General features: G+C 37.3%; 24 protein-coding genes. 10 read left to right on the forward strand and 14 right to left on the reverse strand.

The genetic code is table 11. The features are described from left to right. Window positions 1-597, reverse strand: coding sequence for a hypothetical protein (locus HQN86_RS25995; protein ID WP_172663749.1), 597 nt, complete (start codon window positions 595-597; stop codon window positions 1-3). A gap of 116 nt (window positions 598-713) precedes the next feature. On the opposite strand from HQN86_RS25995, the gene HQN86_RS26000 reads away from it, so the two are divergent. Both HQN86_RS26000 and HQN86_RS26005 read left to right on the forward strand, forming a co-directional pair. Beyond that, complete coding sequence (locus tag HQN86_RS26000) at window positions 714-1,205, forward strand: YajQ family cyclic di-GMP-binding protein (RefSeq protein ID WP_172663750.1); 492 nt, start codon at window positions 714-716, stop codon at window positions 1,203-1,205. After that, window positions 1,205-1,645 (forward strand): GNAT family N-acetyltransferase, encoded by a 441-nt coding sequence (locus tag HQN86_RS26005; protein ID WP_172663751.1) that lies wholly within the window; start codon window positions 1,205-1,207, stop codon window positions 1,643-1,645. The genes HQN86_RS26000 and HQN86_RS26005 overlap by 1 nt, the downstream gene beginning before the upstream one ends. Before the next feature lie 19 nt (window positions 1,646-1,664). Here the strand turns inward: HQN86_RS26005 and HQN86_RS26010 are convergent, their stop codons facing one another. After that, the gene (locus HQN86_RS26010) at window positions 1,665-2,975 is read right to left on the reverse strand and encodes a nicotinamide mononucleotide adenylyltransferase (protein WP_172663752.1); all 1,311 of its coding nucleotides are present in this window, start codon (window positions 2,973-2,975) and stop codon (window positions 1,665-1,667) included. Window positions 2,976-2,997: 22 nt separating this feature from the next. Between HQN86_RS26010 and HQN86_RS26015 the strand changes: the two genes are divergently transcribed. Beyond that, the gene (locus HQN86_RS26015; RefSeq protein ID WP_317171746.1) at window positions 2,998-4,785 is read left to right on the forward strand and encodes an ABC transporter ATP-binding protein; all 1,788 of its coding nucleotides are present in this window, start codon (window positions 2,998-3,000) and stop codon (window positions 4,783-4,785) included. 8 nt (window positions 4,786-4,793) lie between these two features. On the opposite strand, the gene HQN86_RS26020 is transcribed toward HQN86_RS26015, so the two are convergent. Then, window positions 4,794-5,696, reverse strand: coding sequence for a mechanosensitive ion channel family protein (locus HQN86_RS26020; RefSeq protein ID WP_172663754.1), 903 nt, complete (start codon window positions 5,694-5,696; stop codon window positions 4,794-4,796). Between the two features lie 110 nt (window positions 5,697-5,806). Here HQN86_RS26020 and rnr point away from each other — a divergent pair, with 110 nt between their 5' ends. Then, on the forward strand, window positions 5,807-7,939 hold the full coding sequence (rnr, locus tag HQN86_RS26025; RefSeq protein WP_172663755.1) for a ribonuclease R: 2,133 nt from the start codon (window positions 5,807-5,809) through the stop codon (window positions 7,937-7,939). A gap of 18 nt (window positions 7,940-7,957) precedes the next feature. After that, window positions 7,958-8,926, forward strand: a complete 969-nt coding sequence (locus HQN86_RS26030) for a polyprenyl synthetase family protein (RefSeq protein ID WP_172663756.1) — start codon at window positions 7,958-7,960, stop codon at window positions 8,924-8,926. Here the strand turns inward: HQN86_RS26030 and HQN86_RS26035 are convergent. Next, window positions 8,923-9,885, reverse strand: a complete 963-nt coding sequence (locus HQN86_RS26035; RefSeq protein ID WP_216854520.1) for a response regulator — start codon at window positions 9,883-9,885, stop codon at window positions 8,923-8,925. The two genes, HQN86_RS26030 and HQN86_RS26035, sit on opposite strands and share 4 nt — an antisense overlap. 209 nt (window positions 9,886-10,094) lie before the next feature. On the opposite strand from HQN86_RS26035, the gene HQN86_RS26040 reads away from it, so the two are divergent. Further along, window positions 10,095-10,475 carry a helix-turn-helix domain-containing protein gene (locus HQN86_RS26040; protein WP_172663758.1) on the forward strand — a complete coding sequence of 127 codons (381 nt, stop codon included), beginning with the start codon at window positions 10,095-10,097 and terminating at the stop codon, window positions 10,473-10,475. Between the two features lie 74 nt (window positions 10,476-10,549). Here the strand turns inward: HQN86_RS26040 and rpmA are convergent, their stop codons facing one another. From rpmA to HQN86_RS26060, 4 genes are all read right to left on the reverse strand, one after another. Then, window positions 10,550-10,969 carry a 50S ribosomal protein L27 gene (rpmA, locus tag HQN86_RS26045; RefSeq protein WP_172663759.1) on the reverse strand — a complete coding sequence of 140 codons (420 nt, stop codon included), beginning with the start codon at window positions 10,967-10,969 and terminating at the stop codon, window positions 10,550-10,552. Between the two features lie 58 nt (window positions 10,970-11,027). Continuing rightward, on the reverse strand, window positions 11,028-11,339 hold the full coding sequence (rplU, locus tag HQN86_RS26050) for a 50S ribosomal protein L21 (protein WP_048904572.1): 312 nt from the start codon (window positions 11,337-11,339) through the stop codon (window positions 11,028-11,030). Between the two features lie 81 nt (window positions 11,340-11,420). Beyond that, window positions 11,421-11,933: a hypothetical protein gene (locus HQN86_RS26055; protein WP_172663760.1), complete on the reverse strand. Its 513-nt coding sequence runs from the start codon at window positions 11,931-11,933 to the stop codon at window positions 11,421-11,423. Window positions 11,934-11,936: 3 nt separating this feature from the next. After that, complete coding sequence (locus tag HQN86_RS26060; protein ID WP_172663761.1) at window positions 11,937-13,364, reverse strand: dicarboxylate/amino acid:cation symporter; 1,428 nt, start codon at window positions 13,362-13,364, stop codon at window positions 11,937-11,939. Between the two features lie 129 nt (window positions 13,365-13,493). Between HQN86_RS26060 and HQN86_RS26065 the strand changes: the two genes are divergently transcribed. Continuing rightward, a complete protein-coding gene (locus HQN86_RS26065) occupies window positions 13,494-13,991 on the forward strand; it encodes an RNA polymerase sigma factor (protein ID WP_048904569.1) in 498 nt (165 codons plus the stop codon). Further along, window positions 13,978-14,577 (forward strand): hypothetical protein, encoded by a 600-nt coding sequence (locus tag HQN86_RS26070; protein WP_172663762.1) that lies wholly within the window; start codon window positions 13,978-13,980, stop codon window positions 14,575-14,577. Before HQN86_RS26065 ends, HQN86_RS26070 begins: the two co-directional genes overlap by 14 nt. A 140-nt stretch (window positions 14,578-14,717) precedes the next feature. Here the strand turns inward: HQN86_RS26070 and HQN86_RS26075 are convergent, their stop codons facing one another. After that, the gene (locus HQN86_RS26075; protein ID WP_172663763.1) at window positions 14,718-15,152 is read right to left on the reverse strand and encodes a nuclear transport factor 2 family protein; all 435 of its coding nucleotides are present in this window, start codon (window positions 15,150-15,152) and stop codon (window positions 14,718-14,720) included. Window positions 15,153-15,218: 66 nt separating this feature from the next. After that, window positions 15,219-16,073 (reverse strand): helix-turn-helix transcriptional regulator, encoded by an 855-nt coding sequence (locus tag HQN86_RS26080; protein WP_216854521.1) that lies wholly within the window; start codon window positions 16,071-16,073, stop codon window positions 15,219-15,221. A gap of 207 nt (window positions 16,074-16,280) precedes the next feature. On the opposite strand from HQN86_RS26080, the gene HQN86_RS26085 reads away from it, so the two are divergent. Both HQN86_RS26085 and HQN86_RS26090 read left to right on the forward strand, forming a co-directional pair. Further along, complete coding sequence (locus HQN86_RS26085; protein ID WP_317171747.1) at window positions 16,281-19,166, forward strand: ligand-binding sensor domain-containing protein; 2,886 nt, start codon at window positions 16,281-16,283, stop codon at window positions 19,164-19,166. Next, window positions 19,159-19,791, forward strand: a complete 633-nt coding sequence (locus HQN86_RS26090) for a response regulator (RefSeq protein ID WP_172663765.1) — start codon at window positions 19,159-19,161, stop codon at window positions 19,789-19,791. The genes HQN86_RS26085 and HQN86_RS26090 overlap by 8 nt, the downstream gene beginning before the upstream one ends. Before the next feature lie 2 nt (window positions 19,792-19,793). Here HQN86_RS26090 and HQN86_RS26095 read toward each other — a convergent pair whose 3' ends face one another. From HQN86_RS26095 to HQN86_RS26110, 4 genes are all read right to left on the reverse strand, one after another. Then, window positions 19,794-20,405: a hypothetical protein gene (locus HQN86_RS26095; protein WP_246269741.1), complete on the reverse strand. Its 612-nt coding sequence runs from the start codon at window positions 20,403-20,405 to the stop codon at window positions 19,794-19,796. 52 nt (window positions 20,406-20,457) lie between these two features. Further along, window positions 20,458-22,365, reverse strand: coding sequence for a beta-N-acetylhexosaminidase (locus tag HQN86_RS26100; protein ID WP_172663767.1), 1,908 nt, complete (start codon window positions 22,363-22,365; stop codon window positions 20,458-20,460). A 118-nt stretch (window positions 22,366-22,483) separates the two neighbouring features. After that, on the reverse strand, window positions 22,484-23,446 hold the full coding sequence (trxB, locus tag HQN86_RS26105) for a thioredoxin-disulfide reductase (RefSeq protein ID WP_048904563.1): 963 nt from the start codon (window positions 23,444-23,446) through the stop codon (window positions 22,484-22,486). Between the two features lie 106 nt (window positions 23,447-23,552). After that, entirely contained in the window at window positions 23,553-25,181 is a 1,629-nt protein-coding gene (locus HQN86_RS26110; RefSeq protein WP_172663768.1) for an acyl-CoA carboxylase subunit beta, read from the reverse strand. Window positions 25,182-25,246: the final 65 nt, after the last annotated feature.

Genomic DNA, 25,246 nt, shown 5'->3' on the forward strand with positions numbered 1-25,246 from the left:
TTATTTAGTCTTTTGGGGCGGTGTTTTTGGTGCAGCAGGCTTTGTGGCTTTTTTAACAGGAGTCTTACTTGCAGCAGGTTTTGCGGGTGCCGCCTTAGTTACGGGTTTAGCTGCAGTTTTAGCTACTGCTTTAGCAACAGGTTTTGGTGCAGTTTTTTCCGCTACTTTAGCAACAGTACCTTCTACTGATTTAGAGATTGCTTTAGCTGCTTTTTCTTCTGTTGCAATTGCAGCTACTTTAACACTTTGGGCCACTGGCCTTGCTTTTGCAACCGCTTTTTTGACTACTTTTTTTGCAGTTTTAGCTCCTTTAACTGTACTTTTCTTTACTTCTTCAACCTTTTTGCCTATAGGTTCTTTTGATGAAGTTGCTTCGTCAATTTTATTTTCTACAACTGTTTTTACATCCTTAAATTTCTTCGATAATTTTTTGGCAACAAACTTACTGGCAATCTCAATATCCTTACCTATTCTTTCTGCATCATGTCCCAGATGTTTTACAGCTTCCAGAAATTTCTCTCTTAAACTTTTTTCTAATTCTTTTTTAACCGCCTTTTTTGAGTCTTTTTTTTGCACCTTTGAGTTATTGGTTTTCATATGTTATAAGTTTTAATTTAACAGCTTATGAATGGTTCATAATAATTTCGTTTTTTTGTACAGAGAAATCAATATTTACTTAAATCTAATATATTTTTTACTATAAAGCTATAATCATGCCCACTTTCGATATTGTAAGCAAAGTAGATGCTCAAACATTTGATAATGCGATGAACAACGCAAAAAAGGAAATCCTTAACCGTTATGATTTCAGCACTTCAAAAAGCACCATTGACCACGATAAAAAAACCAATGTAATTACCATAGTTACGGAGGATGATATGCGCTTAAAAGCAATTGAAGATGCTATTATTTCCAGGATGGTAAAGCAGAATCTTGATGCTAAGAGTCTGGATTTTGGTAAAGAACAATATGCATCAGGCAACATGATCCGTAAAGAAATTACGGTTAAGGAAGGCATAGACAAAGAGACTGCAAAGAAGATAGTCGCAAAAATAAAAGCAAGCGGACTAAAGGTACAGCCATCTATGATGGATGATCAGGTTCGTGTACAAAGCAAAAGCATTGATGACCTGCAAGCTGTGATTTCACTTTGCAGAAAAGAGGATTTCGGACAACCTTTGCAATTCATAAACATGAGGAACTAATGGAAATTGAAGATCATGGTTTTATCTTTTCAGATGATAAGAATAAAATAGATCCTATTGCTATTCATCATTATCTGAGCACCCAATCTTACTGGGCAGAGAATATTCCGTTAGACATTGTTGAAAGATCCATAGAGAACTCATTGTGCTTTGGAATTTACAAAGACACTAAACAAATTGGCTTTGCCAGATGGATTACAGACAAGGCTACTTTTGCATACCTTGCTGATGTTTATGTTGAAGAAATATATAGAGGACAAGGCTTATCAAAAAAGCTGATGTCGCTAATGCTTTTCCATAAAGACCTTCAGGGATTAAGAAGATATATGCTGGCAACCCAGGATGCCCATGGCTTATATGCTCAATTCGGTTTTAAACCCATTGAACATCCCGACAGGCTAATGGGAATAGCAATTAAAAACCCTTATAAAGACTTGTAATATTTTGTAAAAACAATTTTTAAACTGTTTTTACATCATCGTCGCTATAATCCTGAATATCTGTAATATATCCATTTAGGATCAGAAAATCGAACAAAGGTTTGGCATCGGGAGTTACCGGCATATTTGCCGAAGTAACTACTTCATTTGTTTTCTTATCAAGGAATGGATAAGCAAAAAGTTTTACATTTTTGCTAAACATATCACTCACATAACTTAACAACAGACTGCTGTAATCTTCGCCAAAGTTATTTGAGTTAAATACAAATTTCAGGTTATTGATATTGGTAGATATACCTACACTTTTTGGTCTGCATCGATCCAGGTATTTAGCTAGTTTATTGTGTCTGGAAAAGTTTGATACGATTACCTTATTTCCGGTTTTACACATCTCTTCTGCTCTTTTTGCAACGGCCCTCAAATCTACTTCATGCAAGTCATCGCCGGTCGACAATAAGTTAGACATCAATACCTCTATAAGAACACTCAGGTTGTCTTCCTTTACATTTTCTGTCTTTACAAACTGATCAACAGCTTTGTTGAGCATGCTAAAATTTGGATGAGATTTTTGCGCATACTTTGTACGCAGAATCATGATATCTTTTTTATACAGCAAATCTTTAGGCAAACAAGGCTGACCCTGAGCGTCAAAAATAGCTGCATCGGAGAAGTCCTTAACGATCAGATATAGATTTAACAAGATGTTATCCGCACCTTTAAATACTGGCCCGTTCACAGAAATAAGATCTATTTCGACTGATCCAACAGTTAAATTATCTGCCAAAGACTCTATCATTGCCCTGCGGTCCTGATTGTAATAAAATGCTGCGTAAACAAGGTTAACACCAATTATACCCAAAACGTTTTGCTGTAAAGCGGCATCAGTATCAAGCAAACGAACATGAAAAAATATTTCGTTGGGCTCCCCTCCTGGCTCTGATTGAAAGCGAAGTCCTATCCAACCATGCGGGTCATTAGATTTGTTGTAGTTAAGTGTAGTTACGGTATCTGCAAAAGCGAAAAAAGTTCTGTCATCATACTTTTCGCCGCTCAATCTTTCAGTTAATAAACCAAATTCATGGTTTAACATTTTCAATAGCCTGGATTTGCTCACATATCTGCCAGACTCTTCAACACCATAAATTGCATCACTAAACGTCATGTCGTATGCTGACATTGTTTTTGCAACCGTACCCGACGCGGCACCTGCAGTAAAGAAATTACGGGCCACTTCCTGTCCAGCACCTATCTCTGCAAATGTTCCGTAAATTTTAGGGTTTAAGTTAATCTTTAAAGCTTTACGCTTAGTATCAAGGATTTCTCTTTCCATTTTGCAAAAATAGCACAATCAGATGGATTTAGACGATAAAATCCCTATATTGATGCCAATTATTTTCATACAGAAAATCTGTTCCGTAAAATCGATGCTGAACGTTAAAAACCTCGACATACAATTCCTAAACAAAGAGGATAAATCCTGGCTTAAAGCAGTTAACAATGTGAGTTTCTCCATTGACAAGGGTAAAGTACTTGGTATTGTTGGAGAGTCCGGATCAGGAAAATCTGTTACTTCCTTCTCTATTATGAGGCTCCATGATCCGCAAAGCACAATGATTGGAGGTGAAGTGGAATTTGACAACATTGATCTGCTAAATTTAACACCCGAAGAAATCAGAGACTATAGAGGCAATAAAATTGCCATGATTTTTCAGGAGCCCATGACTTCTTTAAATCCGGTTTTTACTTGCGGAGCCCAGGTCGAAGAAGCGATTATACTACATCAAAAGCTTGATAAGTATACGGCAAAAAATAAAACCATAGCTCTTTTTAAGGAAGTTCAGCTTCCGCGTCCGGAACATATATTTGACAGTTATCCCCATCAACTTTCCGGAGGACAAAAGCAAAGAGTTATGATTGCCATGGCGCTTAGCTGTAATCCGGAACTTTTAATAGCAGACGAACCTACAACCGCTCTTGATGTAACGGTTCAAAAAACGATCCTTGAGTTATTACTAAAGCTTAAACAGGAACGTGATATGGCCATGATATTCATATCTCATGACCTGGCCGTAATTAGCGAAATCGCAGATGAAGTGGCCGTTATGTATAAGGGTGAAATTGTTGAACAGGGATCGGCAGATCAGATTTTTCATCACCCACAACATCCGTATACTAAAGGTTTGCTTGCCTGCAGACCTGCACCGAATAGGTTACTAAAAAAGTTACCCGTTGTGGCCGACTTTTTAAATGAAGACTCGGATCAGGCGATTGCACATCTAATGGCACAAAATAGTTATACTGATTCTGAAATCGAACAGAGAAGGGCTCAGCTATATGGTCAAAAACCGCTATTAGAGGTTAAAGACCTGTGTACCTGGTATCCCATAAGGAATGGTTTGTTTGGCAAAACCACTGATTATGTAAAGGCAGTTGACCATATTAACTTCGATGTTTTTCCTGGTGAAACGCTTGGACTTGTAGGTGAATCGGGCTGTGGAAAAACTACCTTAGGCCGTAGTATCTTAAGGCTGGTTGAGCCTACCTCAGGACAGATCATTTTTGATGGCAACAACATCACCTCTCTTAACAGAAGAGACCTGCGTGGATTGAGAAAAGATGTACAAATAATTTTTCAGGATCCATACTCTTCTTTAAATCCAAGACTTACCATAGGCAATGCTTTAATGGAACCTTTACAGGTACATGAGGTATTAGATAATGACACCAAAAGAAAGGCTCATATATTAAATCTACTTGAACGTGTTGATCTGAAAGCCGAACATTTCAACAGATATCCACATGAGTTTTCGGGCGGTCAGCGCCAACGTATTGTAATTGCCAGAGCACTTGCCTTACAACCGCGATTTATTATTTGCGATGAATCGGTATCTGCACTGGATGTTTCTGTACAGGCCCAGGTATTGAATCTGTTGCGCCAGTTGCAGCAGGAATTTGGACTTACCTATATTTTTATCTCTCACGATCTTGCAGTTGTAAAACACATTTCTGATCGGATGATTGTGATGAATAAAGGAAAAATTGAGGAACAAGGATATCCTGATGATATCTATAACAATCCACAAGCTGAATACACACGCAAATTAATAACAGCAATTCCGGGTGCTAAATCCTTAATTTGATTGTTTAATTAGAGGGTTGTAGGCGTTGCTTGTTTATCGGTTTTCAGAACGGCCGATAATCTGATCAACGTAGTATTTATTGCTCTCCTGATCTCCCTTTCTTTAACCTTATCGTATCTTTTCAATAAGATCATTGCTTTAAAGATAACAACGTCTTTATTGATGGCTATGGTTTTAACGGTGAGGCCTCCGGGCATCACATTGTCGGCATAATTTTCAATAACCTTATTTAATTGATTTTCTATAAATTCAGGAGTATAACCATTTGCCAGCGACATTTCGAACTCGATACTTAGCTTTTTGGTATTTTGTTTGGACTGATTTACAATAACAGAGCTAAAAGCCAGCGAATTGGGAATAATTACCATATCACTATCTTCGTTTTGCAAAATCATATTGATGAGTGTAATATCTAATATTTTACCCTCATGGTCCCCTACCTTAATATGATCTCCTAATGAGAGCCTATCCGAAAACATGATAATTAAACCATTGATCATATTGGCAACATAGTCTTTGAATGTAACTGCCAATGCTGCTGCAACAATAGAAATACTAAATACCAGATCCTGTAATTTCACATCCCAGAATGAGGTTAATGCCAGCATAAAAAACACTGTGTTCAATATCGACTCAATCCGGTTAATACCCAGAATGAAATTATCCTTAATGTTGCTCTTAAACTTATGTTTTTTGATGTACCAATAAATAACCACCCATCTGATGATAGAGATTGCCAGACTTGGTCCCAGAAAGATCATAAAGCCACTCGTTATTCTTGCCAAACGTGGGTACTCAACATAGATTTGCGGCTTGTTGATATAAAAATAAACCAACAGCGAATAAATCAATGCCTTTATCAGGATCATCAGTAATTCCTTGCCGGTTTTTCTTTCTCTGTCTTCTATCATTTTATACTTTAAATAACAATAAGTTTAAAATTACTCTGCCTAAGCAAAGGTACAAAATACAACAATCTATCGCTTCAAATTGTTACCTTCGGGTGATTCATATTTTTATTATGGCAAAAAAGAAAACATCGCACTTAGAACTTGTTTTAATACAATTGATTAGTGATGTATTGGAAAAAAACAGCAATGAGGCACTGAACTACAAACAGGTTTCAGCTAAATTAAATATAACAGATCCTGAAGCAAGAGAAACAATTCTTGAGGTACTTAAAGAACAATCGAGAAAGGGTGTTTTTTTAGAACCAGAAAAGGGGAAATTCCGCTTAAAGGATTTGAAAACTTTCGTTATCGGTAAAGTAGACATGACCGCTGATGGCTCTGCATTTGTAGTTCCGGAAGATGAGTTTGAAAAAGACATTTTTGTATCGGCACGCAAACTTCATAATGCACTAAATGGTGATACCGTAAAAGTCTACATCTACGCTAAAAAAAGTGGCCGTAAAAATGAAGGCGAAGTAGTTGAGATCATTACCCGTGCAAAAACTGATTTCATTGGAGTGATAAAGATCTCTGATCGTTTTGCTTTTGTAAATATTGACGATCGTAAAATGCTCCATGATATATTTGTTCCTTTAAGCGACCTAAACGGAGCTAAAAATGGACAAAAAGTACAGGTTAGCATTACTGATTGGCCAGAAGGCGTTAAGAATCCAATTGGAAGAATAACAACTATACTTGGCGAGCAGGGCGAGAATAACACTGAAATGAACGCCATCCTGGCTCAGTTTGGATTTCCTTTGGTATTTCCGCCTGAGGTTGAAAATGAAGCAAATGCGATACCTGAAGAAATTACTGCTGCCGACTTAAAAGGACGCAAGGACTTTAGAGAAACAGTTACATTTACCATTGACCCGGCCGATGCCAAGGATTTTGATGACGCCATATCTTTTAAAACATTACCAAATGGAAATTATGAGATAGGTGTACACATTGCTGATGTGTCTCATTATGTTATCCCTAATAGTCATCTCGATAAAGAAGCTTATTCAAGAGCTACCTCAGTTTACCTGGTAGATCGCGTGATTCCTATGCTTCCAGAACGTTTAAGCAATGGTGTATGCTCCCTACGTCCAAACGAAGACAAGCTGTGCTTTGCAGCAGTGTTTGAACTTGATGATAAAGCAAATATCATTACAGAATGGTTCGGCCGTACGGTTATCCATTCGAACAGACGCTTTAGTTATGAAGAGGCTCAAGAAGTTATTGAAAATAAAGAAGGTGATTACGCTGATGAAATTCTGAAACTTAATGAACTGGCTTATATCCTGCGCGACAGGAAGTTTAAAAATGGTGCTATAAGTTTTGAAAGTACTGAGGTTAAATTTAAACTTGATGAAACAGGCAAACCAATTGGCGTGTATGTTAAAGAACGTAAAGATGCCCATAAGCTTATAGAAGACTTTATGTTACTTGCCAATAAAAAAGTAGCTGAGTTCATTGCCAAAAAAGGAAAAGGAAAGCAGAAATATACTTTTGTGTATCGTTCTCACGACTCCCCTAACCTCGAAAACCTGGGTAATTTTGCACTTTTTGCAGCCCGTTTTGGTTATAAGATAAATATGAAATCGGATAAGGAGATTGCAAAATCATTGAACTACCTGATGGAAGATGTTGAGGGGAAAAAGGAACAGAATGTATTAACACAACTTGCCATCCGCTCTATGGCAAAAGCTGTTTACACCACAAAAAAGACTAGTCATTACGGATTGGCTTTTGACCACTATACCCATTTCACCTCTCCTATCAGACGATATCCCGATGTTATGGTGCACAGACTTCTGGCTGCTTACTTAAACAACGAAAAGTCTGCAAATGAAGAAGAATATGAAATAGCATCTTCTCATTCCTCAACAATGGAAAAACGTGCTGCTGATGCAGAGCGTGCTTCTATTAAATATAAGCAGGCTGAATATCTGGAAGAAAACATAGGAAATACTTTCCTTGGCATCATCTCCGGAGTTACAGAATGGGGAATGTATGTTGAGATCATTGAAAACAAATGTGAAGGCATGATAAGGCTTCGTGATATATCTGATGATTTCTATGTACTCGATGAAAAAAACTACTGCATAGTGGGCCAGCGTAAAAAGAAAAAATACCAATTGGGCGACGAGGTAAAGGTAAAAGTAAAGAAAGTAGATCTGGCTAAACGTCAAATAGATTTTATTTTAGTACAGGATTAGACAACAACAATCAAAAGAATGCATTCTCCTTCAGAATTATTAAAGCACGTAGAACAAGCAATAAGCGAAATCCAATACCCAACATATCCTGGCAACTTATATGAGCCCATAAGCTATATTATGAGCTTAGGCGGCAAAAGAGTAAGACCTACTATGCTATTAATGGCAGTAGATTTATTTAATGGCGATATTTTTAAGGCTTTGCCCGCGGCAATGGCAATTGAAACATTCCACAACTTTACGCTTATTCATGATGACATTATGGACAATGCCCCACTTAGAAGAGGAAAGCAAACTGTACATGAAAAGTGGGGTACAAATACTGCTATACTAAGTGGCGACGTGATGATGGTTGAAGCAAACAAACACATTACAAATGTTGATGTAAGTATTTTAAAACCCGCTCTTGATACGTTTAATACCACTGCACAAGGGGTTTGTGAAGGTCAGCAACTCGATATGGAATTTGAAAACCGTAGCGACGTAAGCATTCCCGAATACATAGATATGATACGCCTTAAAACAGCTGTTTTATTAGGTGGCGCAATGAAACTGGGTGCAATTGTTGCAAAGGCAAAACCAGAAGAAGCGGAACTTATTTACGTGTTTGGAGAAAATCTGGGCATTGCTTTCCAACTGCAAGACGATATTCTGGACGTGTTTGGCGACCCGGAGAAATTTGGAAAACAAATAGCCGGTGACATCATAGCAAACAAAAAAACTTTTCTTTTGCTAAAATTACAGGAATTAGTGAGCAAAGAAGATCATACTAAACTTACCGATCAATTTACCAACAAGAACACAGAAGATAAAATCAAACACATTACCGACCTATACCATAGTTATAAGATCAGGGAGTTGGCCACACAGGAAATGAAAAGCTATCTTGACAAGGCATTTACAGCCTTAAACAAGATTACAATAGCTGAATCCAGGAAATCTGAAATTATTAAATTAGCTGAGGAGTTGATGAGCAGAGAACATTAATGATCAAATATTGATTTTACTTTTTCGTCGGTAAGTGGCTTAGCAATAAAATCTTTCACAAAGGAAAATGATTTTGCAATTGTTCTATCCATTGGATCAACTGATGAGGAGACAATAACAACATCAATAGAAATCTTGCTTTCGTCCAGCATCTTCAGAAATCTAAGACCATCAATATTAGGCATATGTAAATCCAAGAGAATAAGATCGGGCTTATTCTGCTTGATGTAATCCAGTGCATTTCCAGGATTATTGAACAAAACAACCTGCTTTTCTCTATGTTGATTTCTTATCAAAGCCTGATGCACTTTAATGGTCATCAGGTCATCATCAACAAGTACCACATGTTTTTTCTCTGGCTCTAACCCTTCATTTTCTGGCTGATTATCTGTTCCGGGCTTGCTAAGGGAAATGCAGAGTTCCTTAATTACACTATCCAGTTTTTTGGCCTGGTAATTAACATCGCTTAGCAGCTGATTTATCTTTGAAACATCATAACCTCCCAATCGACTATAGCTTGTAACGTTAAATAAGCTCGATACATTAGCCGTTAGTGAGCGTAGTTGATGAGAAGTAAGATGAGAATAATCATTAAGTTTCCTTAAATGATCCAGGCGTTCGTGATTCTTTATAATGGTGCAAACAACCTGTTCAATCTTATCTTTCATTAAAGGAGTAAACACGATCTGAAAAGATGAGTCTATCCCTTCATACGCAGAAGGGATTCTTACCTCTATGCTGAAACATTTATTGTTAAAACATTTTTCAAGTAGTTTTAGGAATTTATATTTATAAATTTGCGTAATTATTTCCTCAACATTGTCCCCAATTTTAGGCGAGCCAGTAATAAATTCCCGTAAATTATTATCAGGAACAATTTTGAAAAATAATAATTCATTTTTTCTATCAATTAGAAAAAATGAACAAGATGAATGCTCCCACACACTACTAACCAGCATTGTTAATCTTATCTAAACTATTATATTGCCCACAATTCATTTTTTACACGGATTTTTTAATTGTTTTATAAGTTTTGGCTTAATACTCATAAGGTCTATGGTGCAATTCTATACTAATATTATCCTAATTTATTTATGGTTTAGAATTTGCAACCAGATAATGGGTTTCTAATTTGACCGTATACAAATCAACACAATATAAATCAATTATGCAAGAAATACTGTCAAAAGTAAGCATCGGAGAAAGGATCAAAAACTTGCGATTAGACCACAATTTATCCCAAGCGGCTATAGCTAACACATTGAATATATCCAGAAGTAATTATTCACAAATAGAGTTAGGAAATCAGTTTCCTTCTTTTGACACACTACACTTAATCGCCAGATATTATAGCAAAAGTTATGAATGGATTTTGCATGGGGAGCCGCAAAATTCCGAAGACAATGAATCGGTTAATAAGATCCAATCTTTAATCAATAATCTTGAGAAATCCCTTGCAGGCTTTAAAAAGGCAATAGAGAACTTTGAACAGGAGTTAATTGAAATCAAAACTGAAAAATTCAAAGGCAACCACCCGAATGGGCATTAGAATTTGGCATTACTTTATAAAAAAAGGGTTTCAACATATGCTGAAACCCTTTTTTTTATAAAGTAAATATCTTACTATTCTGCAGATTCTGCTTTAGTTTCTACTTCAGCTTTAACCGCTTTTTTAGCAGGTGCTTTTTTTGCAGGTGCTTTTTCAGCAACAACTTCCTTTGCAGGAGCAGCAGCTTTCTTAGCAGGTGCTTTTTTAACAACAGGTGCTTTTTCTACAACTTCTTTAGCTACAGTAGGTAATACAGAAACATATGATTTGTTATCTTGTTTCTTTTTGAAGATTACAGTACCATCAACCAAAGCGAATAAAGTATGGTCTTTACCAATACCTACTCCTTTATCTGGATGATGTTTTGTACCACGCTGACGTACTAAAATGTTTCCAGCGATAGCTTCCTGACCACCAAATATTTTGATACCTAAACGTTTGCTATGCGACTCGCGTCCGTTTCTCGAACTACCGGCTCCTTTTTTATGTGCCATCTTGTTTTATATTTTATTAATTACCTGATTAACCTGGTAATCTTTGTTTAACAACTAATTATAAACTGATACCAGAAATCTGGATTTTGGTGAAATACTGACGGTGACCGTTTTTCTTTTTGTAACCTTTTCTACGTTTCTTTTTGAAAACGATTACCTTATCACCTTTTAAATGAGACACGATTTTAGCTGAAACTGAAGCACCTTTCAATGTAGGAGCTCCTACAGAGATTTTACCACCATCTTCAACCAACAATACATTGTCAAATTCAATACTAGCGCCTTCATCTCCTTGTAAACGGTGTACAAAAAGGTGCTGGTCTTTTGCAACTTTGAATTGCTGTCCTGCTATATTTACTATTGCGTACATTGTTAAATATTTATTATTTTAAATTGTTTATTTTTATCGAGGTGCAAATATAGAATTAATTTTTCTAAATCCACAACAGAATTACTTTTTATTCCCGTAACGTTCTTCAGCGTCATTTATACTTTGTCCAATAAGCTTTTGCATTTGAGCTGCAACATCTCTCAGCTTAGGTATTTCGTTATAATCAGTCAAATAAATCACTTTCTTTGACTTTGTTTTGTAATTGAACTGGATCTCATAACGCAGTATCTTAGGCGAATTTAAGTCAGACCCGTTATTTGCAATCACACCTGGAAAATTCCACAAACCCAATTCATTTGCTTTGCTGTGCAAATAGATCATGTCATTTTTTCTAAGCTTCACATGGGTCTTAACCAGCGAGTCTTTATCATCAAGGTATTGATAATCGCCTGTAGCAGAATTATAACTATTGGCAAGGGTTTTCCCTACTCCCCATTTGTATTCAAATGAAACAAAGTCTGCCGACCTGAAAGGGGCATTCTTTATCATTGGGGTATAATATACAATGCAATAAATCAAGAATGGCACCACAATACTTAGTGCTAAAAAAATCTTTTTTCCTTTGTTAGTCATAAATTAAGCTTCTATTGGTGCTTCATAGTCAGGATTATATTCACCCTCCCATTTTGCAATCACTACTGTTGCTAAACAGTTTCCTATTACGTTTAATGATGTTCTACCCATATCCATCAACTCATCTATCCCTAAAATTGCGGCTATAATAAATGTTGGAAGACCAAACTGATCTGCAGTAGCTATTAAAATAATTAGAGATGCTCTTGGTATTGCAGCCACTCCTTTACTGGTAATCATAAGCGTAAAAACAATCAATAACTGATCGCCAAATGACAAATGCATTCCTGCAGCCTGGGCTACAAAGATAGCAGCTAATGAAAGGTATAATGTTGTTCCATCTAAGTTAAAACTGTAACCAGTTGGAATTACAAATGATACAATTTTACGCGGAACTCCAAATTTTTCCATTGCACTCATTGCTTTAGGCAACGCTGCATCAGAACTGGTTGTAGCAAAAGCAATAGATACCGGTTCTTTTATTGCATTGATAAACTTCCGTATAGGTAATTTAATATATAAAGCTATAGGCAGTAATACAATAAGAATGAAAGCCAGCAATGCCGCATACAAGGTTGCCACCAGCATAAATAAATGCTTTAAGATATCTACTCCCATATGACCAACTGTGTAAGCCATAGCCGCCCCTACTCCAATTGGGGCAAAATACATGATCACATTTGTGAACTTAAACATGGTTTCAGATAAGCTTTCACAAAAATCAACCATAGGCTTTCGCTTCTTTTCGTCTACCATAGCTAAACCGATACCGAAGATCACAGAAAAGATCACGATCTGTAAAATCTGAGCGTCATAGATAGATTTCGCTATATTCTCAGGGAAAACGTTTCTAAAAAAGGCAAGTGTTTTATACAACCAATGTATGCTGTGTGGTAAACTCTGCAGAATGCTTTCATCAGTCAAATCCTTCACGGGTTTCGGCAATTCGTTATGAGGCATATTTTCAATATTAACCCCTACTCCAGCCTGCGAAATATTAATTGCTGCCAATCCAATAAATAATGCCATTGTGGTGGCGCAATAGAAGTACAGCATAGATTTCCAGGCCATTCGGCCCACTTGTTTCAAGTCAGAATGACCAGCAATACCATAAACCAGGGTTGCAAATAATATTGGACCAACTATAGTTTTTACGAGTTTAATAAAACCTTTGCTTAGTGGTTGTAATGCTATAGCTACATGCGGATAATCTATCCCAATAAAAACTCCTAAAATCATACAGACCAATATCCAGGTAGTTAGATTCTTTTTAATAACGGCATAAACAAACAGCTCCGCTGCAAGAATCCAACGCACTGCCATCATTATGTTATCTGGAACGGCAACAATGTCAAAATCTTTCAAAACTCCGAGCAAAGTAGCAATTGTAATAAATATCAACGTAATTAGCCCGATGCGGTTTTGTTTCATAAATTAGTTTTTAGTGGCAACAAAAGTAATTAATTGTGGTAAGCCCGCAAACATTTATTATTTTTGATACCGCAACCTGTTGTAACAATTAAAGATTACAACGATCAAACTACCATCAGCCGTTAATTAATGGAACAAAAGGATCAGTTATTTAAGCAAATTTTCGACACAAACTCCAAGAAAATCTTCCATTTATGTTATGGTTATACTGGCGACGAAGACTCGGCAAATGATCTTCTTCAGGAAACATTTTTAAAAGTTTGGCAGAATTTAGATAAGTTCCGTAATAAATCTTTGATTTCGACATGGATCTACCGTATCGCAGTCAATACTTGCTTAACCTATTTAAGATCAGAAAAAAGACAGGCAAAAGATGAGCTTACAGACAATATTATCGAAAACAGGCCAGAGGAATTGTCGGAAAAAAACGAACAGGTTGCACTACTTTACAAGTCAATATCAAAATTAGAAGAAAACGATCGCCTCATAATTACAATGGTACTCGACGAACTACCTTACAATGAAATAGCCGATATATCTGGCATCAGTGAAGGGAATCTAAGAGTAAAAATTCATCGCATTAAACAAAAACTTACAGAACTATACAATCAACATGCAAGAATTTGATCATATACAATCGCTTTGGCAATCACATTCAGTGGAGGTAAAAATCTCTTCTGAGGAAATGCTTTCGCAGGCAAAAAAAGAAGTATCGGGCATCAAAACAAGGTCACTATTGAACATTGCCGGAATGTTGATTTCTTTTGCATCTCTTGTTGCTCTTTTAATATTTTATCCATTCACATCCTGGACAACACCTGCCGGTTTAGGCATCATTATTATAGCAATAGCTGTATCTACCTTTATTCTATACAAGGATTACAAAATAATATCGAGGAATGATTTCACCCAACATCCCAATGAATTTTTATCGCAATTAAAGATCTATCAGTTAAATAAATTCTCTATATACAACAAGCTATATTGGTTTTATGCTGCAGCAATATGCCTTGGTTTTGTCCTTTATTTCTACGAAATGCTCGACAACCTGGAATTATGGTTTCAGATCGGAATAACCTCCTTCTCTGTTTTCTGGATGGCATTATGTGCAACCTTTTTGCGCAAAGCTTATTTAAAAAGAGAGAAAGAGCGCTTGGATCTTTTAATAGAGAAGTTTGAACGTATTAGCAGCCAGTTCAAAGAGCAGCCATAAAAAAAGTCATCCTACCTATCGGATGACTTCTATTATTAACTAACCCAAATTTAAATTTATCCAAACTTATTGCCGGGCTTCCTGGTTCAAATATAGGTTTAGGACTTAATGGTGAATAAGCGAAACTCACCAATTCTTTTTTAGCCATTAAATCTGTGGATCTGACTTATTTTCCAAATCCCGTTTTGGTCTTTTACAACAGTTACATAGTTCTCTTGCGTAAACAATGGATATTTAAAATCTACCCTTACCATCACTACGCAATCACTAGTTGATAAGATCTCGAAATTGGAGGTACAGTTTAATGTAATGTCGCCTCTTCTTTTATAAAAGTCTACCAGGTCCCTTTTGTTTTGTTCTACAATTTTGCCCTGCCTGGTTATTTTTAGCACAGCCTCGTTATCCATCACCTGATTAAGTAATGCCGCGTTACAATGAACATTCGCGTCAATGTAAGCTTCTATTACAGAGCTTGATTTTAAATTCACACTTGCCACTGGTTTATCAGTATCAGCAGATGCAAAAGTGAAGGAGATACTCAGTATCGCCATACACAATAGAATTTTTCTTTTCATAACCATTTTTAAAAAAAATTAAACTAAACACATATCGTACTCTAAAAGCATCGTATACGGTACAGATTACCTGTACTGGCCGGGAGTAACGTTAAATGAACTTCTAAATAACCTGATAAAGGAACTTGGGCATTCAAAGCCCACCCTATCTACAATCTCACTAACCGGATAATCCGTATTTCTTAAGTAGTATTTGGCTTGCTGAAGTCTGAATGTTGTTAAAAACTGGTGTGGCGACTGCTGATAAGCTTGTTTAAAAGTTCTAAGTAAATGGTTTATCGACAAACAAGCCATCTGTGCGATATCATCCAGTCGGATGTTCTTATTGTAATTGCTAATGATATAATCCTTAGCCATAGACAGGCGTCTTAATATTTCAGATTTGGTAACATGACTAAGGAACTTTAATGATGCAGTTCGGTTTACCACTTCAGTGTTGTATATGCTGTAATAATTTAACAAACAATCATGCAAACAATCATTCAAAAGTAATTGGTTGGTTGTGTTGCTATTGATAAGCCCTGCAAGATTTAGCAGGTTATCTTTTAATGCGCCCTGCAAAGGATAAATAGACTCTACAAAAACCGGGTTCTCATATTTATAATCAAATGGGTTATCCAGTAAAACAGCGCCACTTTTTCTGGAATATTCGAAATCCTGAACGAAACGCGGATCAAAGAAAACAGATAGTGCATTTACCGGTATTGCTGAATCAATTCTGCTGGAATAATTTGTATGATTATTTAAAAATATAAAGTTTTCCGGATGCAATCGCAACTCCCTTTTGTTTACTTTATAGTCCGCAGCGCCATTAAATACCATATTAATGGAATACTTTCCTGTTAAACCAGTAAAGCTGCTGGTACAAGAATTTTGACTTATAATTTCATTATCACCAACAAGTATTCTACTACTACTCATCACAATTAAATTAGCGTGTTTAACTCAAATCAGTCAACTTGAATGCTCAAAGTTTCTAATCAAAATTAAACCGGGATATCGTGTTTCTTTTCACCCCTGAAGGGGTATTTTGAGGTAAATGAAAAAAATACCCCTTCAGGGGTGATTTTTTAATTGTATATTGATAAATATATTTACAATCGGATTAACCTTGTATTTCCGTATCAAGTGGGCAAAAAGATATTGTTACTTTTTCTCATCCTTTTCAGCTATTGTCTCGATGGTTTTTCCCAGCGGTATAACTTTGAACAATATGACATAGAGGATGGGCTAACGCAATCGCAGGTAACTGCTATTACGCAGGACAACAAGCGTCGCTTGTGGATTTCGACTCTTGGAGGGCTCAGCTGTTTTAATGGCAAACAGTTTACCGATTACACCAAAATACGTGGTCTAAGCAGTAATTTCATTCTTGCACTGGCATCAGGAAAAAAGGATGAAATATGGATAGGATCTGCCAAAGGTTTATCAAAATACGATGGCAAGGGTTTCAGCAATTCGGCTGATACGAAAAAATGGGTTGGTGCACTAGCCACCGATAAAAATGGAACTACCTACTGTATAAAAGCCAAACGCTTATACAACGCCAACAAAGATCAACTAATAACCATTTCAAATGATACTACCGAAATAGTTACGGCTCTTAAAACAGACTATTCAGGTAACATATGGGTAGCTGTTCATGGGAAGGGATTGTATCAACTTGAAAAGGGTAAATGGAAATTATGGCCATTAGATGAAAAAATAAAGATCCTAATAGTTACCAATATTTTAGTAGACAAGCTTAATAAAGGAAAAGTATGGCTTTTAACTCCCGAAGGGATCTATGTTGCCCAGAACAATAACATTAATAAAGTCTATAACGAAATTACGAGTAAATGCAATGCCATAGCACAGGATGGGAAAGGATCAATATGGATAGGTACAAACAAGGGTGCCTACTACATTACTCCTGCCAGCGTTATCCATTTCAATTCCCAGAATGGGTTCACAGACAATGTTGTTAATGAGATATTTAAAGACGTCGAGAATAACATCTGGCTTGGCACAGATGGCTCTGGCCTATTCAGGTTTACCAATAACAGCTATGTAACATTCGACGAAACACAAGGAATAGAAAGTCGAATTGTAATGGCCATCGCCAACGGCCCTACTCCAGGATCAATATGGTTGGGCTCATATGGTGGCTTATATGAGTACAAACAGAATCAAAAGATAACAAACGTTAAAATACCATCTCAAAATCCGGACTCCTACCGTATTAATTTCTTATATAACGACCATAAAAACAACCTTTGGGTAGGCACTCCCGGTGGTGGTCTCTGGAAACACAACGGCAAGCGCCTGGAACGTATGGATACGGATAATTGGCATATAGCGTACAATGCAATGATTGAGGATAGCGGTGGCACCATATGGTTATCAACCAATCATGGATGCTTAACCTTTGATGTTAACAGCAGAAAATTTACCAGAATTACCCAACAGTTTGGTGGTGGATTAATGGAATTGGCGCGCGACTCAATAATTTTAGGCACTCAGGATGGCGCGTGGTTAGTTGCCAACAAGAAAATGCTCACCCCTTTAAAGATTAAAGGCTTATCGGGTTCTAACATACTCTGCATGCTTAAATACAAGGACTATGTGCTTTTCGGAACTGCAGATTACGGCTTAGTGATCTGGAACATTAAGACCGGGGCAACAAAATCTTTAAATACCAAGTCGGGTCTTGCATCTGATCACATCTATAGCTTGTTAGAAGATAAAAAGGGCATAATATGGGTTGGAACCGGAAGAGGCATTGATAGAATTGATCCTAAAAACTTTACAATTATACCACCGCAAAGCGAGGATGAACTGCTGGTAGAATGCAATCAGAATGCCATACTTCAACACAACAACAATGTATGGATCGGCACTACCAAAGGAGTTATTGTTTATGGAGTAAATCCTAATCCAGAGAAAAAAGTAAGTCCATATATCTACATCAATTCGGTAAATGTAACCCCAAATTACAAACCAAAATATGTTGAAGGTGTGCTTACGCTACCCTATAATCACAACCGCATTAATATCAGTTATACTGGAATTTATCTGAAAAATCCCGATGCTGTAATGTACCAATATCGACTTATAGGATTAGATAACAAATTCAGCCAGCCAAGCAGTAATTCATCTATGAATTTCACGGCTATCCCTCCCGGAAAATACACTTTCCAAGTAAAAGTGATTTCCAAAGACGGGCTTTTTTCAGTTAATACGGCTTCAGTTGTATTTGAAATACTGCCGGCATACTATCAAACGTCTCTTTTTAAGTTCTTTATTGTGATACTTATTATCCTGCTGATATTATTTATAGTGTACATCATCTTGATGCTCAATGAACGTAGACGCAAATTAAGACTAAAAATAAAGCTGGAGGAACAATTTAAGATCAGAAAACAAACTGCCGAAGATTTTCATGATGACCTGGGCAACAAGCTAACCAGAATAACAGTTCTTTCGGAAGTATTGGGTAGCATGATCGATAAAGATGATACCGAAAAAAGGAATATCTTAAAAAAGATCCGTTGCAATGTTGACGAACTGTATAATGGAACCAAAGATATATTATGGTCTTTAAATCCAAAAAATGATTCCTTAGAACAGGTATTAAACCACATTAAAGATTTCGGTCAGGAAATGGTTAATGAAACTCCTATTCTCTTTAAATTTGATATAGATCTCAATAACAAATACACCAAATTATCATTAGATATGAGCCGAAACATATTGATGATTTTTAAGGAGTCTATACATAACTCACTGAAACATGCCAAAGCCAGGGTGATAAATTTTGAGGCCAAATTAAACAACGGCATGCTGTTGATCACCCTTCAGGACGATGGAATCGGCTTTGATGTAGCACACGCTAAAGATGGGCATGGCATGAACAATATGTATGTTAGGGCAAAAAGAATAAATGCCGATTTAAAGATCATTTCTAATGACAATGGTACCAGTGTATTGTTACTTGTTAATTTTTCGACCCTAAAACATTTTAAAGATGCCTAATCAAGAAGCCGCAAGAATTGTAATTATTGAAGATGATAAAACCATCAGAGAAGGCTACCACTACCTGATAGACAATACCTCTCCATATACCGTGGTAAATGCTTATCCTTCATTTGATGTTGCAAAGCTTAAAATTGCAAAAGACAACCCGGATGTGATCATATTGGATATACAGCTGCCCGGTACAAGCGGCATTGACGCTTTACCGCAACTAAAAAAGATGCTGCCTGATGTTTACATCATTATGCTTACTGTTTATGAAACCGAAAAAATAATACTGGATGCATTGGCAAATGGTGCTTCAGGATACTTTACCAAGAATACACCTTCATCAAAAATAATCGACGCAATTAAAGAGGTAATGCATGGCGGCGGCCCCATGAGCCCAGATGTTTCAAAGAAAGTAATTATGTCTCTTCAAAAAAACCAGCATTCGCCGCTTACCAAAAGAGAAACACAGATACTGGAATTAATAGCCGAAGGCAAAGATCGTGGCCAGATCGCCAATCAGTTATTTATAGATGTAGAAACGGTTAAAACCCATGTAAAGAACATTTACATTAAGTTAGACGTCAACTCGAAAGCTGACGCCATAAATGTGGCAAGAACCAATAAGCTGATATAAGCCTATTCACTCTCTATTTCAGATATAGAGAAGCTATTACCGCTAAGTCTATATTGTAATGTTTTTAAAGTGCCATCCTTTTCAGTAGTATCTTTTGAATTTACAATAGGATAAGTGCGGAACAAGTCGCCATTCTTGATAACGAATTTATCATTACCTGCGTAGGTCTTTTTAGCTCTATCACTTAATGCCGGGAAGGTAATCTTGTTAAAATTACCATCAGAATATTCGAAAACGTTAAGATCCAGAACATTCTTCTTGCTTAACAGCTCGATGTAAATTTCCGGGTTACCATCATTATCTAAATCCATATTCCAGGCATCAGTTATAATGCCACTACGTTCATTAGAAAACGATTTGTAATTGCTTTTTAGCGAATCGGACATCAGTATCAGATAACCACCAACGCTATCAACCCCTTTACCCCAGCTTACTACCTCAAAATTGATACCTGGTCTTATCGCTATATCCTTGTAAAAAACAAACTGACCTTTTTGCTTAGCTGCAACAGGTTCACTCTGTTTTACAGCTTCATCTTTCTTAGAAGAGTCGCTGCAAGAAGCCAATAAAAGCAGCCCCGCAAATAGAAGAGGCTGCTTTATTAAGTATTTCATCAATTTCATCATTTACTTTTTAATGTAAATACAATTTATACAATGCAAACTACTATTTAGTTTTTACATCCGAAGCACCATTGTTCAAAATTGTTTCTGTAACAACGCTGCGTTTACCACTTGGCGCAATTACAATAGTTTTTAAAACACGTTTTTCGCCTTTAGGAACAATCACTTTAACAGGGCTGTTAACTAAGTTAGCAGTTTCAGACGGACGTGTAAGATCTAAAGTATAAAATACTTTAGAACCTGGTATTGGTGCTTTCAGATCAAGATTAAATTCTTCGCCGTTTATTACTTTTTCTGCTGTTAATCCAAGCGGAGTTGGAACCCAATAGTTCGTGTTGGTTTTATCTAATCTGGCCAGATGCACAGGAATACGCTCTTCAGAGAAGTTTTTAAAGTCCTTACGGTCAAGCTTGCTCCATGCAATCTCTGCCAATGAGAACATTCTTGGTAAAATCATATACTCCACTTTTTCAGGAGTTTGAATATACTCAGTCCACAGGTTGGCCTGTACACCCACAACATGTTTCTGCTGATCTGCAGTTAATTCTTTTGGCATTGGATCGTAAGCATATGCTAAAGAATAAGGTGCTAAACCACCAATATTTGTTGGTTCGTCAACAGAATTAGATTGTTTATGATCAAAGTAAAGTCCAATAGGTCCACCCGGGGTCATGATCACATCATGGTTTTGTTTTGCCGCTGCAATACCACCTTCTGTACCTCTCCACGACATTACAGTAGCGTTAGGCGCTAAACCACCTTCAAGAATCTCATCCCATCCAATAATTGAACGGCCTTTTGCATTGATGTGTTTTTCGATTCTCTGGATAAAATAGCTTTGTAATTCATGCTCATCTTTTAACCCAAGTTTTTTAATTAAGTTCTGGCAAAACTCACTTTCTTTCCAGTATTCTTTAGGGCTCTCATCACCACCGATATGAATGTATTTAGAAGGGAAAATCGCGATTACCTCGTCCAACACATCTTCTAAAAATTTAAAGGTATTGTCGCTAGGTACAAATACATCATCAAATACACCCCATTGCTGTTGCACTTGCTTTCCTTTTCTGGAACCAGACCAAGGTGTTTTAGCATCAACAAAAGTATCTCTGTTAGGGAAACAACTTAATTCAGGATATGCCGCAATTGCAGCTGATGCATGGCCAGGAAGCTCAATCTCAGGAATTACGTTAATATATCTTGCTGCTGCATAAGCAACAACCTCTTTAGCCTCTTGCTGGGTATAAAAACCTTTGTACTCTTTATTATCTGTACCTACCCCAGGGTGGTGACCAATAATGGTACCGCTTCTGGTTGCACCAACTGTTGTTAGTTTAGGATATTTCTTGATTTCAATTCTCCATCCCTGGTCTTCAGTTAAATGCCAGTGGAAATTATTTAATTTATATTGAGACATCAAATCGATGTACTTCTTGATAAAAGCTACCGGGAACATATGGCGTCCAACATCGAGGTGCATTCCTCTGTATTTAAAACGAGGATAATCGTTAATTTCTGCTGCACTTATGGTTAGCTCATTATTTTTCTTTTCAGGCATTAGCTGAATCATAGACTGAACTGCGTAGAACAATCCTGCATCTTTACCTGTTACAGTGATTTTTTTATCAGTAATATCAATAGTATAACCTTCTGCAGGTAATTTATCAGCCCCTGCCGAGGTTAATACAATTGCTCTTTCATTGGCTTTTATAGCCTTTGTTTCTCTAAGAGCAAATCCTGCCTTCGTGGTAATAGAAGCGTTTAGCAAATCTGCCATCTTTGCATTGGCTGCATCTGCAGACATCAATACAACAGTTTTGTCCAATTTAAAGGCTCCGCTTTTCTTTACTACCGAAACGGGGGCAGGAATAATGCCCATATTGGCATCTGTTTGCGCAAATGCACCCACAGACATAAATGCCACGAGAGCAACTGATAATAATCTTTTCATGTGTTAGGTTAAATAATTTATTTTAAATCAAGCCCCAAGATAAAAAAATCTTAGAGAAAGGTGGGCAAAAAAAAGGCAGAATCATACGATTCTACCCATATTTCTATTAAAATGATACTTACAACACTTCTTTTACTTCGTGTTCTTTTGCCGCCAGATAACGCTCTGCATCTAAAGCAGCCATACAACCAGAACCAGCGGCTGTAACTGCCTGGCGATAATAATGATCCTGAACATCTCCACTGGCAAAAACACCTTCTATGTTGGTTTTAGAAGTTCCAGGGATTGTTTTTAAATAACCAGTTTCATCCATATCCAACCATCCTTTAAAGATATCGGTATTAGGTTTATGGCCAATGGCCACAAAGAAACCTTCAACTGGCAAATCAGTTTCTGCACCAGATTGGTTATTTACTATTCTTACCGCAGTAACATTTTTACCGTTACCCAGAATTTCTTTAGTTTCAGAGTTATAAATCACTTCAATATTTGGCGTATTTAATACTCTGTGCACCATAGCTTTTGAAGCTCTGAACTCATCTCTGCGTACAATCATGTATACTTTTTTACAAAGCTTTGCAAGGTAAGTAGCCTCTTCGGCAGCAGTATCACCAGCACCAACTATCGCTACGTCCTGTCCTTTAAAGAAAAAGCCGTCGCATACCGCACATGCCGATACACCAAAACCATTATATTGTTGTTCACTAGGTAAACCAAGCCACTTAGCTGTGGCACCTGTCGAGATAATTACAGTATCAGCGGTGATGGTTTTAATTTCATCAACAACTACTTTGTGAGGCAAAGATGAAAAGTCTACAGAACTTACATATCCAAAACGGATATCAGTTCCAAAACGTTCTGCTTGTTTACGGAAATCTTCCATCATCTCAGGGCCCATAATGCCACCCGGGTATCCTGGGAAATTATCAACATCAGTAGTCTGCGTTAATTGACCACCAGGTTCCATACCAGTATACATAACCGGCTTAAGATCAGCACGGGCTGCATAAATTGCAGCAGTATATCCTGCCGGACCTGAACCTATAATTAAACATTGAACGTGTTCTATTTCTTCTGACATATGTGTTTCTTTCTTATTAAAGTACAAAATTACGCTTTATCCCGCTATCCGTCAAACGCTAGCGCACAACAAACGCAACATTGTGATTTCCAGATTATAATTCCGACTAAGTCTGTATAACACCTACGTTAAACTGCTTCTTTATAGGCGATTGATTGGCCGCTTCTATACCCATAGAAATTACTTTTCTGGTTTCTGAAGGGTCAATAACGCCATCAACCCATAACCTTGCCGCAGCATAATAAGGAGTAGTTTGACTGTCATACCTATCGGTAATTTCTTTTAACAGTTCTTCTTCTTTTTCCGGTGTAATCACCTCTCCTTTTGCTTTTAGTGATGCTTCCTGAATCTGCAACAACACTTTAGCGGCCTGCGAGCCACCCATAACTGCAATTTTAGCACTTGGCCAGGCATAAATTAATCGCGGATCATATGCTTTACCACACATGGCATAATTACCGGCACCATAAGAGTTTCCTATTACAATGGTAAACTTAGGCACAACGGAGTTTGCAACCGCGTTTACCATTTTTGCACCATCTTTAATGATGCCCCCATGTTCAGATCTGCTGCCTACCATAAAGCCGGTAACATCCTGTAAAAACACCAAAGGGATTTTTTTCTGGTTGCAATTCATGATAAACCGTGTTGCCTTATCAGCACTATCAGAATAAATTACTCCCCCGAACTGCATCTCCCCTTTTTTGGATTTAACAACTTTACGCTGATTGGCAACTATACCAACCGCCCAGCCATCAATACGACCTAATCCGCAGATGATGCTCTGTCCATACAATTTCTTGTATTCTTCAAATTCAGAGTTATCTACCAAGCGTTGAACTACCTCGAGCATATCATAAGGCTTTTCTCTGTTTTCTGGCAGTATTCCATAAATTTGTTCAGGATCGAGCTTAGGTAAAGCTGACTTAATTCTATCAAATCCGGCTACTTGTGGTGCACCCAGCATGCTCATGATGTTACGAATGCTATCTAAACAAGCCTGATCATTAGGATGCTTATAATCGGTTACACCAGATATTTCACAATGGGTAGTGGCTCCACCCAGGGTTTCATTATCCACATCTTCGCCAATTGCCGATTTAACAAGATAAGACCCTGCCAGGAACACAGAACCTGTGCCATCAACAATCATTGCTTCGTCGCTCATGATCGGTAAATAAGCACCACCAGCCACACATGAGCCCATTATTGCAGCAATTTGAACAATCCCATCGGCCGACATGATCGCGTTGTTTCTAAACATTCGTCCGAAATGTTCCTTATCAGGAAAAATCTCGTCCTGCATAGGCAAATAAACACCTGCGCTATCAACCAGATAGATTACCGGCAGTCTGTTTTCCATTGCAATTTCCTGCGCCCTAAGATTTTTCTTAGCAGTCATAGGAAACCAGGCACCTGCTTTTACGGTAGCGTCGTTCGCAACAATCATACATTGCCTGCCCGATACATATCCGATACCGCAAACCACACCGGCCGATGGACAACCACCCTGCTCAGCATACATTTCATCTGCCGCAAAAGCACCAATTTCTAAAAACTGACTTTCTTTATCTATCAGGTAAGAGATGCGTTCTCTTGCCAATAATTTACCCTTGTCCTTTTGTTTAGCAGCGTTCTTCTCTCCCCCACCTTTATATATCTTTTTGAGCCGTGTTTTTAAGTCATAAACTGATTGTTTATTAACGTCTTCATTCTTATTGAATTCTATATTCATATAGGCAAGTTAAATCTTTATTTTTAGGAGAACAAAAGTCCAATTTGGGCTTTGGTATAGCAGCG

It is taken from the genome of Pedobacter panaciterrae (genome assembly GCF_013204795.1).
Taxonomy (GTDB): domain Bacteria; phylum Bacteroidota; class Bacteroidia; order Sphingobacteriales; family Sphingobacteriaceae; genus Pedobacter; species Pedobacter panaciterrae.